At 67.1% G+C, this 15674-nt stretch carries 13 protein-coding genes; 7 read left to right on the top strand and 6 right to left on the bottom strand.

The features are described 5' to 3' along the window. Positions 1-37: 37 nt before the first annotated feature. Positions 38-1969, top strand: a complete 1932-nt coding sequence (locus JKF87_RS00280) for a peptide MFS transporter (protein ID WP_201096326.1) — start codon at positions 38-40, stop codon at positions 1967-1969. An 83-nt stretch (positions 1970-2052) separates the two neighbouring features. On the opposite strand, the gene JKF87_RS00285 is transcribed toward JKF87_RS00280, so the two are convergent. Then, positions 2053-4119: a TonB-dependent receptor plug domain-containing protein gene (locus JKF87_RS00285; protein ID WP_201096327.1), complete on the bottom strand. Its 2067-nt coding sequence runs from the start codon at positions 4117-4119 to the stop codon at positions 2053-2055. Positions 4120-4282: 163 nt separating this feature from the next. On the opposite strand from JKF87_RS00285, the gene JKF87_RS00290 reads away from it, so the two are divergent. Then, positions 4283-5245, top strand: coding sequence for a TraB/GumN family protein (locus JKF87_RS00290; protein WP_201096329.1), 963 nt, complete (start codon positions 4283-4285; stop codon positions 5243-5245). A 22-nt stretch (positions 5246-5267) separates the two neighbouring features. On the opposite strand, the gene tldD is transcribed toward JKF87_RS00290, so the two are convergent. Together tldD and ppk2 are read right to left on the bottom strand one after the other, a co-directional pair. Further along, positions 5268-6698, bottom strand: coding sequence for a metalloprotease TldD (tldD, locus tag JKF87_RS00295; protein WP_201096331.1), 1431 nt, complete (start codon positions 6696-6698; stop codon positions 5268-5270). Positions 6699-6986: 288 nt separating this feature from the next. After that, the gene (gene ppk2 / locus JKF87_RS00300) at positions 6987-7736 is read right to left on the bottom strand and encodes a polyphosphate kinase 2 (protein ID WP_201096333.1); all 750 of its coding nucleotides are present in this window, start codon (positions 7734-7736) and stop codon (positions 6987-6989) included. Positions 7737-7853: 117 nt separating this feature from the next. On the opposite strand from ppk2, the gene JKF87_RS00305 reads away from it, so the two are divergent. From JKF87_RS00305 to JKF87_RS00320, 4 genes are all read left to right on the top strand, one after another. After that, positions 7854-8987 carry a serine hydrolase domain-containing protein gene (locus JKF87_RS00305; RefSeq protein ID WP_236260993.1) on the top strand — a complete coding sequence of 378 codons (1134 nt, stop codon included), beginning with the start codon at positions 7854-7856 and terminating at the stop codon, positions 8985-8987. A 53-nt stretch (positions 8988-9040) separates the two neighbouring features. Beyond that, positions 9041-10087, top strand: a complete 1047-nt coding sequence (locus JKF87_RS00310) for an NAD(P)H-dependent flavin oxidoreductase (RefSeq protein WP_201096334.1) — start codon at positions 9041-9043, stop codon at positions 10085-10087. A gap of 86 nt (positions 10088-10173) precedes the next feature. Further along, positions 10174-10935 (top strand): extensin-like domain-containing protein, encoded by a 762-nt coding sequence (locus tag JKF87_RS00315; protein ID WP_201096335.1) that lies wholly within the window; start codon positions 10174-10176, stop codon positions 10933-10935. A gap of 209 nt (positions 10936-11144) precedes the next feature. Beyond that, positions 11145-11348, top strand: coding sequence for a cold-shock protein (locus tag JKF87_RS00320; RefSeq protein ID WP_008264090.1), 204 nt, complete (start codon positions 11145-11147; stop codon positions 11346-11348). Positions 11349-11419: 71 nt separating this feature from the next. Here JKF87_RS00320 and JKF87_RS00325 read toward each other — a convergent pair whose 3' ends face one another. Next, entirely contained in the window at positions 11420-12316 is an 897-nt protein-coding gene (locus JKF87_RS00325; RefSeq protein ID WP_201096336.1) for a DMT family transporter, read from the bottom strand. A gap of 139 nt (positions 12317-12455) precedes the next feature. Between JKF87_RS00325 and JKF87_RS00330 the strand changes: the two genes are divergently transcribed. Beyond that, the gene (locus tag JKF87_RS00330) at positions 12456-13232 is read left to right on the top strand and encodes a transglutaminase-like domain-containing protein (protein WP_201096337.1); all 777 of its coding nucleotides are present in this window, start codon (positions 12456-12458) and stop codon (positions 13230-13232) included. Between the two features lie 197 nt (positions 13233-13429). On the opposite strand, the gene JKF87_RS00335 is transcribed toward JKF87_RS00330, so the two are convergent. Together JKF87_RS00335 and rpmB are read right to left on the bottom strand one after the other, a co-directional pair. Then, positions 13430-15163, bottom strand: a complete 1734-nt coding sequence (locus JKF87_RS00335; protein WP_201096338.1) for a M1 family metallopeptidase — start codon at positions 15161-15163, stop codon at positions 13430-13432. A 116-nt stretch (positions 15164-15279) separates the two neighbouring features. After that, entirely contained in the window at positions 15280-15576 is a 297-nt protein-coding gene (gene rpmB / locus JKF87_RS00340) for a 50S ribosomal protein L28 (protein ID WP_201096339.1), read from the bottom strand. Between the last annotated feature and the right edge of the window lie 98 nt (positions 15577-15674).

The raw sequence follows: 15674 nt of genomic DNA on the forward strand, positions 1-15674 counted from the left end.
CCGAGAGCCGAAAAGGCTCCGATTACAAAGGGTAGGCATGAACATCGTCGTTCTTCTGGGGGTGGTCATCACCCTCGCCACGGGGATTCCCGTGCTTCTGCAGATTCTCAGGAACCACCCGCGCGGGCTGATTATCTGCTTCTTCGCCGAAATGTGGGAGCGTTTCTCCTACTACGGCATGCGCGGCCTTCTGATCTTTTATCTGACCCAGCACTTCCTGTTCGGGGACGGCGAGGCGGGTTCGATCTACGGCTCCTACACCTCTCTGGTCTATCTGGTGCCCCTGTTGGGCGGCATCCTGGCCGACCGCTTCATCGGCACGCGCAAGGCCATCGCCTTCGGCGCCGTGCTGCTGGTCGCGGGCCACGGCATGATGGCCTTTGAAGGCAAGGACACGACCCAGAACCTGTCATATGCGGGCCAGACCTATCAGGTCGTGACCGAGGGACGCGGCGACACGGGCACACGCGGCATCATCGTCGACGGCAAGTCCTACCACTTCGACGCCGGTGAGAACGGCGGCCTGGCCATCGAGGGCCTGCCTGCGGCCTCGCCGCTGCCCGCCGAACTGGCCAAGGATTCCTACACGCTGGAAGCCAAGCGTGATCCGCTGGGCGAGAACGTCTTCTTCCTGGCCATCTCCCTGATCATCATGGGCGTCGGCTTCCTGAAGCCCAACATCTCGACCCTGGTCGGACAGTTGTACCCGCAGGGCGACCCGCGGCGCGATGCAGGCTTCACCCTGTACTACTACGGCATCAACCTGGGTTCGTTCTGGGCGGCGGTGCTGTGCGGACTTCTGGGTCAGACGGTCGGCTGGTGGGCGGGCTTCGGCCTGGCCGGGCTGGGCATGCTGGCGGGCCTGATCGTCTTCGTGCTGGGCAAGCCCCTGCTGCAGGGCAAGGGCGAGCCGCCGGTCGAGGGCAAGCTGAAGGCCAAGCTGCTGGGACCGATCAACCGCGAATATTCGATCTATCTTTTGGGCCTGCTGGGCGTGATCCCGGTTTGGTTCATGGTTCAGCGCAACGCCCTGGTCGGCACGGTGCTGGGCATTGCGACCATCCTGTCGTTGGCCTTCATCGGCTATGTGATGATGAGGGTCTGCAAGACCTGGGCGGAGCGTCAGCGCATGATGCTGGCCGTGGTGCTGATCTTCGGATCGGTCATCTTCTTCACCCTGTTCGAACAGGCCGGCACCTCGCTGAACCTGTTTGCGGACCGTAACGTCGACCTGAACCTGCTGTCCGCAGCGGTGCAGTTCGGACCCTTCACCTTCGGCACCCCGGCGCAGATCGCCGCCGCCGGTCTGGTGGGCCAGGGCATGTTCATCGACACCACGATGACCGCGTCCCAGACCCAGTCGTTCAACGCCGGCTTCATCCTGATCTTCGCGCCGATCTTTGCGGCCCTGTGGGTCAAGCTGGGCCGCGCCAAGCGTGACCCGGACCCGACCTTCAAGTTCGGTCTGGGCCTGCTGCAGGTCGGTCTGGGCTTCATGGTCGTGGTGTGGGGCGCTGGCCTGACCAACTCGGCCTTCCAGATGCCGATCGTGCTGCTGGCGCTGCTGTACATGTTCCATACGACGGGTGAGCTGTTCCTGTCGCCGGTGGGCCTGTCGCAGATCACCAAACTGTCGATGCCCCAGGTGGTCAGCTTCATGATGGCCGTCTGGTTCCTGGCCTCCTCCATCGCCCAGTATGTCGGCGGCTGGATCGCCGGTCTGGCCGGCACGGAGACGGTCGGCGGTCAGGTGCTGAACCCGCAACTGGCGCTGCAGACCTCGCTTGAAGTGTTCGAGAAGCTGGGCTGGGCCGGTCTGGCCGCAGGCGTGCTGTTCATCATCGTCAGCTTCTTCATCAAGGGCTGGGCGAACGGCGCGAACGGCGACAACCATCCCGGTCCCGTCCTGACCGAAGGCGGACACGAGGACGGCAACATCGCCGCCCCCCGGACTTCGACCTCGGGCTGATCCTCAAGGAACAGGCAAAAGATAAGGGCGGCGTCCTCGCGGACGCCGCCCTTTTTCTGTGGCCGTGGAGTGGGGCCTTGGCTTCAGAAGGTCTTGCGCACGCGCAGCGACACGAAGGTGCGCGGGTCGATGTCGCGATCCTCGACATAGTCGACGGTGCGGGGATCGCGCGACGCATAGACGGTGCGCTGGATGGTGAAGTCGTCCCACAGATTGATCTGGGCGCGGATGGCCAGGCTTGCGGTCGGCTTGTACTCGGCGAAGGCCTCCACATAGCCTGAACCCCGCCAGATGTTGGTCTGATCCGGGTCATAGGTGGGCTGGCCCAGGCGGGGCAGCCAGTTGACGCCCCACTGGGTCTTGTAGCGGGCGATGTCCTGCTGGAAGCCGACATTGGCCTGGCTGGCGCGAACGCCTGAGATGGGGCGGTCCTCACCCGCGGTCGGGTCGGTGACGCTGGTCTTGTTCCAGTTGTTCTTGAAGGTGAATCGTGCGCCCGAAATGCCGAACTTGTCCAGCGGCACGATGACGTTCAGCGACAGCTGGTCCAGCGTGCCGTCGCCGATGTTGCCGACCGCCGACAGGTCGCCGGGCAGGGGCAGGCGGTCGATCACGTCGATGATCTTGTCGTGGCGATAGCCGATGGCGACGATGCCATTGCCCCAGAAGCGGCGTTCGTAGTTCACCTCGGTGATCCAGCGCTGTTCCGGGCGCAGATCGACATTGCCGCCGAACAGCGTGCCGTCGTCCAGCTCGGCTGCGGCGGCGAAGTCGCTGAAGTCCAACTGCCCCAGTTCACGCTCGAAGCGGAAGCGGAACTGGTTGTTCTCCATCGGCGTCCAGGTGGCCAGGAAGCGCGGCTTGGCGAAGAAGAAGCTTTCCTCCTGGTTGGCGTCGCCCGACTGTTTGATGGTCGAGGCCTCCAGCCGCACGCCGCCTTCCAGCGTCAGTTTGGGATTGATGCGCCAGGTCGTCTTGCCGAAAGCCTCGCCGCGCGTCTCCTCGACCTTGACCGAGGCGCTGGGCAGTTCGATGGGCGCGCCGCCGATGGTGAAGCCCTGGTGGACGTCCAGCATGTTGTAGGCGACCTCGGCGCCGACCTCGAAGGTCAGGGCGGACGAGCGTTCGTTGCGCAGAAGGCCGCGCAGGATGGTTTCGGACGAATCGCCGTTCGATTTGAACTGCTCTTCCGGGGCCGTCACGCCGTTACGCGTCTGGTTGCCGGTGGAGACGTTGTCGAAGTCGCTGAACTCGTGGATGAACCGCGTCTCCAGCTGCCAGCGCGGGTTCAGCGGCCGGGTCCAGGTCAGGCCCAGTTCGCCGGAATGGCCCTTCTCGGCATAGTCGTTGCGGCGCAGGGATGTGGGCGAGCTGAACTCCGACCAGCTCTGCCAATCATTTATGCCATAGCGGGCGGTGCTCTCCAGCTTGCCGCCCAGCAGAGGGCCCGAATAGTTGCCGCGGATCGAGTTGCCGCCGCCCCAGCCGTCATTCTCGAAGCGTTCGTCGCGCAAGATGTTTCCGGCGGCGTCGGTGCGGATCGAACGGCCCACGCCGTTGGAATCGCTGGATCCCGTGCCATCCGACAGAACGACGCCCCAGCTGCGTTCGCCGCTCTTCGCGGTGAACTGATAGGAGCCGCCGAAGACATCGTGGCCGCCTTCGAACAACTGGGCGTTCCAGGTCAGGATCGACTGGCGGCTGCTGGTCGACTTCAGGATCACGTTCACGATCACCGCATAGCCCTGCATGTCGATGCCGGACGCGCCGCCGCGGATCAGTTCGATCCGCTCGACCTGGCTGGCCAGGGTGCGGTTCAGCACGTTGGAGCCGGTGTCGTTCTTGGAGGCCGGACGCGAGTTGTTGATCAGGATATTGCCGACCGCGCCTTCGAAGCCGCGCGAACCGGAGCCGTCGTCGACCGAGAAGCCGGGGATGCGGTTGACCATGTCCAACGCCGTGTTCGGCTGCTGCGAGGCGAAGAAGTCGGGCGTGAACACCAGCACGCCGCGCTGGGCGGAGTCGATCAGCGGCGCCTGACCATTGGGGCTGGTCGGCACGAGCGCTTCCGCGACCTGGGGCGTGGTTTCAGCATGGGCGGCGCCTGCGAAAAGCAGGGCGGTGGTGGCCAGCAGAATGGTCTTGGTCATCGGTTTCCCCTCGATCTGTTGACGCAGGGTGTGCCGATTGCCGCTGTTCATCTCCAGTTACAAGGCGGAAAGGTGGATTAAATCGGCGACATCATTACAGGCAATTCACGTGCCTATACTGGCAGCTATGAAACTATACGGCTCTGTAATGTTCGAGAGCAATATGAAGTCCCTATTTCTGACGTTGGTATTCAGCGCGGCTCTGGGCGGCGCGGCCGTCGCCCAGACTGCGCCGCCGCCTGCGCCGTCCGTTGAGGCGCCGGCCTCTGTCGATGACATCGTCGTGGTGGCGCGCCGGGCGGGGCTGCCGATCTGGACTGTGGATCGGGGCGACAGCACCGTGATCCTGGTCGGCTCCATCAGCGGGGTGCCGCGCAATTATGAATGGCGGCCCGAGGCGCTGGAACAGGCGACCCTGCGCGCGCAACGGGTGATGTACCCGATCGAGGGCCGGGCCTCGCCCGCCGACGTGCTGCGCCTGATCTGGCGCATCCGCACCATCACCCGCCTGCCGGATGGCCGCACCATCGCCGACTACGCCTCGCCCGAGCTGATGGCGCAGCTGGAGGCCCTGCACGCGGGAGAGCGGTCGCAGAACTGGCGGCGCGAACCGCCGCTGATCCAGAGCCTGGACCTGATGGACCGCACGGGGCTGGAGCGCCGGGGCCGGGCCGTGGTGGGCGTGGTCAGCGACAAGGCGCGGCGGGCGCGCATCCCCGGCGACGCCGTGGGCGTGGTGCGCGGCGACGAACTGATCGACGGGCTTCTGACGGCCCCCCCAGAGACCTATCTGGCCTGTCTGGCGATGACGGTCGAGGCCGCGCAGGCCGGACCCGAGGGGGCGGCGAAACGGCTGGATGACTGGAGCCATCTGCGTGTCGCGGCGGTGCTGGCCAATCCGCTGGATCAGGCCCTGAACCTGTGCTGGCCTTCGGGTGATCCCGAGGTCGCCCCCATGCTGCGCCAGAAGTGGCTGGAGGCCACGGATCAGGCGCTGGGCCAGCCGGGGGTGACCCTGGCGGTGGCCCCTCTGCGGGTGCTGGCCGAGCCGGACGGGGTGCTGGACCGGCTGGAGGCCGCCGGTCTTGATCCGCGCGGGCCGGAGTGGCGCCCCGTAGGCGAATAGGAACCGGGCGCAGGCGCGGCGGTCAGACCGCCGTGCCGCCCACCGTCAGGCCGCCGATCTTCAGGCTGGGCTGGCCGATGCCGACCGGCACGCCCTGTCCGGCCTTGCCGCAGACGCCGACGCCCGGATCGAAGGCGAAGTCGTCGCCGATCATCTGGATCTTGGTCAGGGCCGTGGCGCCGTCGCCGATCAGGGTGGCGCCGCGCACCGGGGCGGTGATGACCCCGTCCTCGATCAGATAGGCCTCGTTGCACTGGAAGACGAACTTGCCGTTGGTGATGTCCACCTGGCCGCCCGAGAAGTTGGCCGCGTAGAGGCCGCGCTTCGTATTGGCGATCATGTCGGCCTTCGAATCCCGGCCGCCCTCCATGAAGGTGTTGGTCATGCGCGGCATCGGCATGTGGGCGAAGGACTGGCGGCGGCCGTTGCCGGTGGCGGCGACGCCCATCTGACGCGCCGACAGCCGGTCGTGCATCAGGCCGACCATGATGCCGTCCTCGATCAGGACGTTGCGCTGGGTCGGGGTGCCTTCGTCGTCCACGGACAATGAGCCGCGACGGTCGGCGATGGAGCCGTCGTCCACCACGGTCACGCCGGGCGCGGCGACGCGCTTGCCCATCATGCCGTTGAAGACGGATGAGCCCTTTCTGTGGAAGTCGCCTTCGAAGCCGTGGCCGATGGCTTCATGCAGCAGGACGCCGGGCCAGCCCGCGCCCAGAACCACGTCCATCTCGCCCGCCGGGCAGTCGATGGCGTCCAGATTGACCAGGGCCTGACGCAGAGCCTCGTCCACCTGGGCCTGCCAGCGCTCGGGCGCGATCCATTCCTCAAAGCCCGCGCGGCCGCCCGCGCCCGATGAAGCGCTTTCGCGCTTGCCGTTCTGTTCGACCGTGACGGAGACGTTCAGCCGCACCAGCGGGCGGATGTCGCGCACGGCCCGGTCGTCGGCGCGCAGGATCTCGATGGCGCGTCGCTCTCCGACCAGAGAGGCGGACACCTGGACCACGCGCGGGTCGCGCGCCCGCGCCCAGGCGTCGATCTCGGCCAGAAGCGCGATCTTGTCCGAGAAGGCGGGCGAGGCGAGGGGATCGACCTCGCCATACAGTTTCTGATTGGTGGCGCGCGGCCCCTCGGCGACCAGGGCTGCGTGACCGGCCTTGGCCAGGGCCGCGCTGTCGGCGGCGCGGCGCAGGGCGGCGGCGGAGATTTCGTTGGCGTGGGCGTATCCGGCGGTTTCGCCCGCCACGACCCGCAGGCCGAAACCCTCGGTCGCGTCATAGGCGGCGGATTTCAGCCGCCCGTCGTCTAACACCAGACTCTCGCTCTCGGAGCGTTCCAAGAACAGCTCGCCGTCGTCGGCCCCGGCCAGGGCCGTCTTCAGGATGGACAGGGCTTCGTCGGCGTCGACGCCGGCGGCGTCGAGGATGGGCGGCGGGGAGGCGGGAACGGTCATGGACGCTAGGTAGGGGTTGGAGGGCGGTTCGTCACCTGCCCGACCGGATTCAGATCCGGCCGGCGGAAAAAACAGAGTCCAATTCGTCTGAATAGTCTGAAATCCCGGCCCAGGCCTGTATCGCGGACAAGGGGCGGAACATCTCAGCGTGATGATGACACGGATAAAAGCTCAGGCGCGTCGATTCCGTCTAGAATTGTCTTAACCGTTGAATTGATTGATCTACGCAGGCGCAGATGCGTGGGCGGGGCGTCGCCTGCACCGCCGGGATTGATTGGCGTCGCCCGCTCAGCGCGCCAGCTTGCCCTTGGCCCTGTCAGCGGTCAGGACGACGTCGGGGTCCGGCTTCTTCACGTCCTGGGTCACATGGTCCAGCACCGACAGGATGTAGCGGATCAGGTTCAGGCGCGCTGTCTTCTTGTCGTCGGTGGCGATGACGGTCCAGGGGGCGAAGGGGCGGTCGGTTTCGTCCAGCATCCGGTCGCGGGCGTCGGAATAGGCGTCGAACCGGGCCTCGGCCTCGGCGTCCAGCGACGACAGCTTGAACTGTTTCAGCGGATCGACGCGGCGTTCCTTCAGCCGTTTCGCCTGCTCCTTGCGCGAGATGTCCAGCCAGATCTTGATCAGGATGATCCCGTCGTCGGTCAGCATCCGCTCGAAACGCGGGGCGTCGGTCATGAACTGGGCGTACTGTTCGGGCGTGCAATAGCCCATCACCGGCTCGACCCCGCCGCGGTTGTACCAGGAGCGGTTGAAGATGACCGTCTCGCCCGCCGCAGGCAGGTGGGGGACATAGCGCTGGAAATACCACTGGCTGGTTTCGCGGTCGCTGGGCTTGGGCAGGGCGACGACGCGCGTCTGGCGCGGCGACATATATTCGGTCAGCCGTTTGATGGCCCCGTCCTTGCCCGCCGTATCGCGGCCTTCCAGCACGATGACGACGCGCAGATTGTTCTTGATGGTCCAGGACTGCGTTTCGACAATCGCGAGCTGCAGCTGCTCAAGTTCGGTCGCGTAGGCGTCTGATTTCTTTCCCATGGGGTCAGACTGACCCGATGAGGCGGTCAGGGCAAGCGGCGCTGAAACATGACGGGATTCTAACGTGTTCCGATGCGTCGCCGCCGCTAGGGTGCGGGCGTGCAAGTGGAGAAGGGCATGATCATGGACCGCCGAACCGTTCTGATTTCAGGCCTGGCCAGCACCCTGCCGGTCGGGGCGGCGTCCGCCGCAGAAGCCTCGGCCTATGAGGCCGTGCTGGACAAACTGTTCGCTGAAAAGGCGCCGGTCGCCCTGGCGGGCGGCGTGGTGACGCGCGACGGCCTGATCTGGTCGGGGGTGCGCGGCGTGCGGCAGGTGGGCGGAAGCGATGCGGCGACGCCGGACGACCGCTGGCACCTGGGGTCCAACACCAAGGCGATGACGGCGGCGCTTTACGCCCGGCTGGTCGAACAGGGGCGGGCCGCGTGGGATGCGCCGCTGAGCACCCTGTTCCCCGGCGCAGCCATTGATCCGGCGTGGAGCGGCGTGACCATCACCGACTTCATCCAGCACCGCGCGGGGCTGAAGGACGAAGACGCCCTGGGCATGGTCTTCTTCATGACTTCGCGCGACGACCCGCGCCCCTGGACGGTCCAGCGCCGCGCCATCGCCGAGGCCGCCCTGGCCAAGCCGCCGACGGGGGCGAGGGGGGCGTTCGAATACGCCAACGTCAACTACATCCTGGTCGGCGCCGCCATCGAACAGATCACCGGCGGATCGTGGGAAGACGCCATGAAGGCCGAGGTCTTCACGCCGCTGGGCCTGACCTCAGCCGGGTTCGGCGCGCCTGCTCACAATGTGAAGGGCGGGGCCAACGCCTGGGGGCATGAGGGCGAGGGCGCCGACCGCGTCGCCATGGACCCCGCCAGCCCCGGATCGGACAATCCGCTGGCCCTGGGTCCGGCGGGGACGGCCCATATGTCGCTGGCCGACTATGCGACCTGGCTGAAGGTCTTCCTGACCGACGGCGGCGGCTGGCTGAAGCCCGAAAGCATCGCCGCCCTCAGCACGCCGAGCCCTGGCGCGGACACGCCCTATGCCGGGGGCTGGATCGCGCCGCCCCACGCCCCCTGGGCGTCGGGGCCGGTGCTGATGCACGAGGGGTCGAACACCCTGTGGCACGCAGTGGCGGCGGTGGCGCCCGTGCGCGGCGTGGCCTTCATCGGCCTGAGCAATCAGGGGCCGGAGGCGGGGGCGGCGAACGGCCTGATGCCGGGTCTGGTGCGGGCGCTGGGCGCGGCGCCCGCGTAATAAAGGGGGCGCGGGCGGTGGCGATGGGGCGGGGCGAACCCTAACTGCACCGCATGACCCTGATTGAACGCCTGTCGCTGACTGTCCCCATCATTCAGGCCCCGATGGCAGGGGTGTCGACGCCGGACATGGCGGCGGCGGTGTCCAATGCAGGCGGGCTGGGCTCCATCGGCGTGGGGGCGACCGACGACGCGGGCGCGCGGGCGATGATCGCGGCCGTGCAGGCCCGAACCAGCCGCGCCTTCAACGTCAATCTGTTCGTGCATGAGGACCCGACGCCGGACGCGGCGCGCGAGGCGGCGTGGCGGGAGGCGCTGCGGCCTCTGTTCGCCGGGTTCGACGCCCAGCCGCCAGAGCAGCTGCGCACCATCTATCGCAGCTTCGCCCATGACGACGACATGCTGGCCCTGTTGGTCGAGACGGCGCCTGCGGTGGTCAGCTTCCACTTCGGTCTGCCGGATGCGGCGCGGATCGCGGCGCTGAAACAGGGGGGGATCACTCTCCTGTCCACCGCCACCAGCCTGGACGAAGCCTTGGCGGCTCGGGCGGCGGGCGTCGACGCCGTGGTGGCCCAGGGCTATGAGGCGGGCGGTCATCGCGGGGTGTTCGATCCCGACGCGCCGGACGACCAGCTGGGCGTCCTGGCCCTGACCCGGCTGCTGGTTCAGAAGTCGGGCCTGCCGGTGATTGCGGCGGGCGGGATCATGGACGGGCAGGGCGTGCGCGCGGTTCTGGACCTCGGCGCCGTGGCGGCCCAGCTTGGCACCGCCTTCATCGCCTGCCCCGAAAGCGCGGCGGACGAGGCCTATCGCGCGGCGTTGCAGGGCGAGGGCGCGACCCATACGACCATGACCCGCGCCATCTCGGGCCGCCCCGCCCGCAGCCTGCGCAACCGCTTCACGCTCTGGGGGCAGGGCGACGTGCCGCCGGCCGCCGCCTATCCCATCGCCTATGACGCCGGAAAGGCCCTGAACGCCGCCGCCAAGGCGCGGGGCGAAGGCGGGTACGGCGCCCAGTGGGCCGGGCAGGGCGCGCCCCTGGCCCGCAGTCTGCCCGCGGCGGCGCTGATGGCGGCGCTGCAGGCTGAGATGGCGGGCTGATCGCCGCACGACCGGCAGGGCGATGAACGGATCGCGGTCCTGCGGCGTTTGCCAGCGGGGCCGTTGTCGGCCCGGACAGGAGCGGCATGAAGCGGGGTCTGGCTGATCTGTGGGATCTGGTGTGGCAGGCCGTCATGCTGGCCTGCGCCGCGTTCGGCCTGCTGCACGTCTTCGCCCCGCCTCAGGACCTGCCGTGGAGGCCGCTGGATTTGGACCAGCCGTTGGGGCGTGCGACGGCGGCCAAGGTCGCGTGGTTCGATCTGTCGCCCGACGCCTCGCCGGAACAGGTGGGAAAGGCGACCGACGCCTGCCTGCGCCTGCTGCGGGACGCCGGGGTCAGGGTCGAACGCGCGCAGGATCGGGACGACGGCGGCTTCTGCGTCGTGCGCGGGGCGGTGCGGATCACGGGCGGGGCGGTCACGCCGCTGGCGCCTGCGAATGTCGTCATGCAGTGTCCGCTGGCCGTCCGTTACGTCCTGTGGGACCGGCAGGTGCTGCAGCCGACAGCCCGCGAGGAGATGGGCGCCGCCCCCGCGCGGGTCCGCAATCTTGGCAGCTACGCGTGCCGCCGCATCTATGGCGCGCAGGACGAGGCGGCGCGGCCCAGCGAACATGCGCAGGCCAACGCTCTGGACGTGGCCGGAGTCACCCTGACGGACGGGCGCAGCATCAGCGTCCAAGCCGACTGGGACGGCGAAGGCCCGGCGGGCATGGCGGGCTCGCGCCTGCTGCACAGGGTGCGCGACGGGGCCTGCGGGGTCTTCTCCACCACCCTGTCGCCCGACTACAACGCCGCCCACGCCGACCATCTGCACCTGGACGGCGCCAAGCGTGGCGTTTGCCGTTGAGGTTCAATCAACCAGAAATCATGCAAATCGGCCGTCGTTTTAGCAGTTGACCGTCTCGAAAAGCCGGGTGACAACATATTTGCAGTCCGGATTTTGCATGGGGTCCATACCCATGTCTTGCTCCTTCGCGTGAACGAGCTGTCCAGATGGACTGACGGGTCTCCCGCAGGGAGGTCTGCCTGGAAAAGCGCGTTTACGGAGACGCAGACATGGCGACCGGTACGGTCAAGTGGTTCAACCCCACCAAGGGCTACGGCTTCATCCAGCCCGATAGCGGCGGCTCCGACGTGTTCGTACACGTCACCGCCGTTCAGAAGGCGGGCCTTCAGGGGCTCGATGAGAACGCCAAGGTCGAATACGAGCTGGAAAACCAGCGCGGCAAAACCTCGGCGATCGACCTCAAGCTTCTCTAAGAGTTGCTGAGCACATAGTTTCAGAGGCAGGCGCGGCGGCTACGGCTTCCGCGCCTGTTTTGCTTTGGCGGCTATGCGGCTGAGCGGGCTTTCAGCGCGGCGCTGCGTTGGGCCAGGACCACCGCGCCCAGAACCAGCACCCCGCCGACCGCCTGAACCGGCGTCAGGGTCTCATGGAAGATCCACCAGCCCAGCAGGCCCGCCACGACCGGCTGCACCAGAATGGTCACGGCGGTGATGGAGGCGGGCAGACGGCCCAGCGCCCAGGCCACGCCGCCCTGCCCAAAGACGTGCATCACGCCCATGGCGATGCAGGCGGCCCATCCGCCCAGGCTGGCGGGGATGATGGTCTCGCCCAGGGACAGGGCCACGATCAGCAGCAGCGGCGTGCCGACCAGCGTGGCCCAGAATGTGATCTGCATGGCGCCGGACGTGGCGCGCGCCGCCTTCACCGCCAGGAAATAGCCGGAGTACCAAAGGGCGACCGAGACGCTGAAGATGTCGCCCAGCACCGGGTTCGTGCCCTGTCCGCCGTCAGCGCCCGCCGCCATCGCAAAGGCGCCGCCCATGGCCAGGGCCAGGGCGACCAGAAACAGCCGATGCGGCTTCTCCTTCAGCACGAACCAGCCGAACAGGGTCACCACCACCGGCGTCAGGTTGCACAGCACCGTCGCATTGGCGACCGAGGTCATGACGATGCCGTAGTGCCAGAAGCTGAGGTCCAGGGCGAAGAACAGGCCCGCGATCAGCGCCCATTTCGACGGCCGCGCCGCCAACCCCCTGGGTTCGCGCGCCGCCAGCAGGGTCAGCAGCGGCAGGGCGAACAGAAACCGCCAGAAGCCCGCCGCCGCCGGTCCCGTCTCGGTCAGGCGCACTAGAATCGGCGCCAGACCCAGCACGCAGGCGGAAAAGACCAGAACGATCAGGGCGAACGCGCGGGGGGAGGGGCGCGGCAGGACGGCGGACATGGCGGGGTCTTAGCCGCCCCTGCGGCTGGACGCCACAGGGCCGCTGTGCCATCGGGTTCAGGCGTTCAGACATCGAACGGCCTCAGTCGCATGGCGTTGGGGCGACGGCCCTCGCCCTCTCCTCCAGTCCGGTGACTTCATGAAATTGCGCGTCCGCGCCGAGCTTGTTTACCGTTTCGATCCGCCGACCGACGCCATCTACAAGATTCAGGTCGCGCACTGGCCCGGTCAGGACATCCTGCACGAAAGCCTGACCTTTGACCCGCCGGTCGAGGCGCACGAGGACGAGGACGTCGATTTCGGCGCGCGGACCCTGCGCTGCCATGTCTCGGGCGAGGTCAGGCTGACCTATGAGGCGGTGGTCGAGAACGGGGTGCTGAAGGGCCTGCCGCCCGACGTGTCACAGCACGACTGGGGCGATCTGCCCGCCGAGGTCCTGCCCTATCTCCAGCCCAGCCGGTATTGCCCGTCGGACCAGTTCGGGCGGTTCGTGACGCGTGAGTTCGGCGACACCTCGGGCGGGGCGCGCGTGCTGGCGATCCTGAACTGGATCACCGCCAACATCGACTATGAGCGCGGGGTCTCGGACACCGAAACCACGGCGGCGCGCACCTTCATCGACCGGGCGGGCGTATGCCGCGACTTCACCCATCTGGGCATGACCCTGTGCCGGGCGTCGGGCATTCCGGCGCGGGCGGTCAGCGCCTATGCGTTTGAGCTGAGCCCGCCCGACTTCCACGCCATCTTCGAGGTCTGGCTGGACAACGGCTGGTGGCTGGTGGACGCGACGGGCCTGGCGCCGGTCGAGGGTTTGGTGCGGATCGCCTGCGGGCGGGACGCGGCGGACATCGCCTTTCTGACGACCCAGGAACGCTGCGCCTTCGTGCGCCAGTCGGTGACGGTGGAGGCGGCGTAAGGCCTAGGGGAAATCGACATTCGACCCCAAATCGTCATTCCGGGGCGTCCGTAGGACGAACCCGGAACCCAGGAGGCTCGCAATCCGGCGCCGAATACGCCCAACAACGGCGCCGCAGCCCTGGCTTCCGGGTTCTTCGCTTCGCTCAGCCCCGGAATGACGATCTAAGATTTCGACCGACTGAATGTCGATTGAACCTATTTCGCCGCCTGCTCCGCCCGATAGGCCTGATAGGCGTCGATGAAGTCCAACTGGCGCAGCAGCTTGTTGGCCGGGTCGATCAGGACATGGGCGCCGTCTGGGACCGTGATCTGGCCCTGACCGCCGGTCATGGCCACCGTGCGCAGGCTTCCGTCGATCTCGACCTCCACCGGCATGGGGAAGGCCGCGCCGTCGCCGGTGGTCCAGGCCAGCTTCAGCCGCCCGTTCTCGCGCGTTTCGCTCAGCACCGGCAGGGCGGCGTTGTAGAGATAGCCGTGGAAGAACCAGCCATAATCCTTGCCGGTCACATCATTGACGATGTCCAGAAAGTCCTGGGTCGAGCGGTAGATCGGCGCGAAATTGCCCGGACGCGGGTCGGGCCGTCCATAGACCAGCCGAGTCACCGCCTGGTGGAAGGCGGCGTCCCCGATCAGCATCCGCAGAGAATGGCTGATCAGCGAACCCTTGGAATAGATGTCATTGCCGGGGCCGTTCTCTGAATTATAGACCTCGCCCTCGGTCTTTGGGCTGCCGGACACGACGGGGTATTTGTTGATCAGGCCGCGTCTCTGGTCGGCCAGTTCGGTCTGCATATAGCGGTCGCCGTGCAGCCAGCGGCCATAGAGGGGCTGCATATAGCTGCCCAAACCTTCATGCAGCCACATGTCGTCGGCGTTCTGATTGGTCAGCTGGTTGCCGAACCATTCGTGGGCGAACTCGTGCTGCAGCAGCCAGTCATAGCCGCGTCCGTCCAGCTTGTACTCATTGCCATAGGCGTTGATGGTCTGGTGCTCCATGCCCAGGTGCGGGGTCTCGACCACGCCCATCTTTTCGTCGCCGAAGGGGTAGGGGCCGACCGTGGCCTCGAAGAAGTCCAGCATCCTGGGGAACTCGGCGAACAGGGCCTGAACCTTGGCCGGGTCATCGGTCTTCAGATGCCAGTAGGCCATCGGGATCCTATTGCCGAACCGGCTGGCGTAATCGGCGGTGACCTGTTCGTACGGGCCGATGTTCAGGGCGACGGCGTAGGTGTTGGGCTGTTTCGCGGTCCAGTTCCAGGTGGTCCAGCCGTCGCCGTGGTCCTGTTTGCCCAGGAACCGCCCGTTGGACGGCGCTGACAAGTTGGAGGGCACAGTGATGTGCAGATCGACCCGGCCAGGCTCTCCGTGCGGGCTGTCGATGCAGGGCCAGAACAGGTCGCAGCCCTCGCCCTGGACCGCCGTGGCGATCCACGGTTCGCCGGACGGGGTGGTCGACCAGACGAAGCCGCCGTTCCAGGGGGCGCGCGGCGCCACGCGCGGCTGGCCCGCATAGGCGATGCGCAGGGCCGTTTTGCCCCCGGTCGGCAGCGTCTGGGGCAGGTCGACGGTCAGGCGGCCTTCCGGATTGGTCCAGCGGTCGGATGCGACCTCGACCCCGTCCACCTGCACGGATGAGATGGTCAGCAGGGTGTCCAGTTCGACCACCAGCCGGTCCAGCGGGGCCAGGGCGGTGAAGTCCAGCACGGCGACGGCGTCGATGGCCTTGTCGTCGGGGATCACCTTGATCGACAGATCGGCCTTGTCGAACTGCATCGCCAGTTGTTCGGCCGTGCGCGGCTGGTCGGTGGCCAGGGTGAAGGCGGTCGATTCGCGCAGTTGCTCCGTCTGGGCGGATGCGGCGCCTGCGCTCAGGGCCAGGACCGATGCGGCGGCGGCCGCTGCTGCTGCGCGATGGATGCTGGATGGCATTCGGCCGTCGCCCTTGTTGATGCTGGGGGCAAGGGATAGGCCGTCACGTCAAAAGGGCAAAGAAAAAGGCCGACGTTTCCGCCGGCCTTTTCCAGAATAGATTCAGCAGTCGCCGATCAGGCGGCGGCTTGCTCGGCCAGCTTGGCCTTGACCTGGCGCTTGATGCGCTGTGCGGCGACCGAGAGCTGCTCGTCGCGGGCCTTGACGATGAAGATGTCCAGGCCGCCCTTGTAGTCCAGGGTGCGCAGCGCAGCGTTCGAGATGCGCAGGCTGAAGGTCTGGCCCAGCGAATCCGAGGTGAGCTTGACCGTCTTCAGCGACGGCAGAAAGCGGCGCTTGGTCTTGATGTTCGAGTGGCTCACGTTGTGGCCGACCATCGGGCCGATACCGGTGAGTTCGCAACGACGCGACATCGTCAGATCCTTAAGGTGCGGCGGCCGGTCCCAAAGCGGGGAACAGACGCGTGAAACAAGTACGCGCGGGAGATAGCCCGCGCGAGAGGGGGCCGTAT

This window comes from Brevundimonas nasdae (genome assembly GCF_016654005.1).
In the GTDB taxonomy this organism is placed as follows: domain Bacteria; phylum Pseudomonadota; class Alphaproteobacteria; order Caulobacterales; family Caulobacteraceae; genus Brevundimonas; species Brevundimonas nasdae.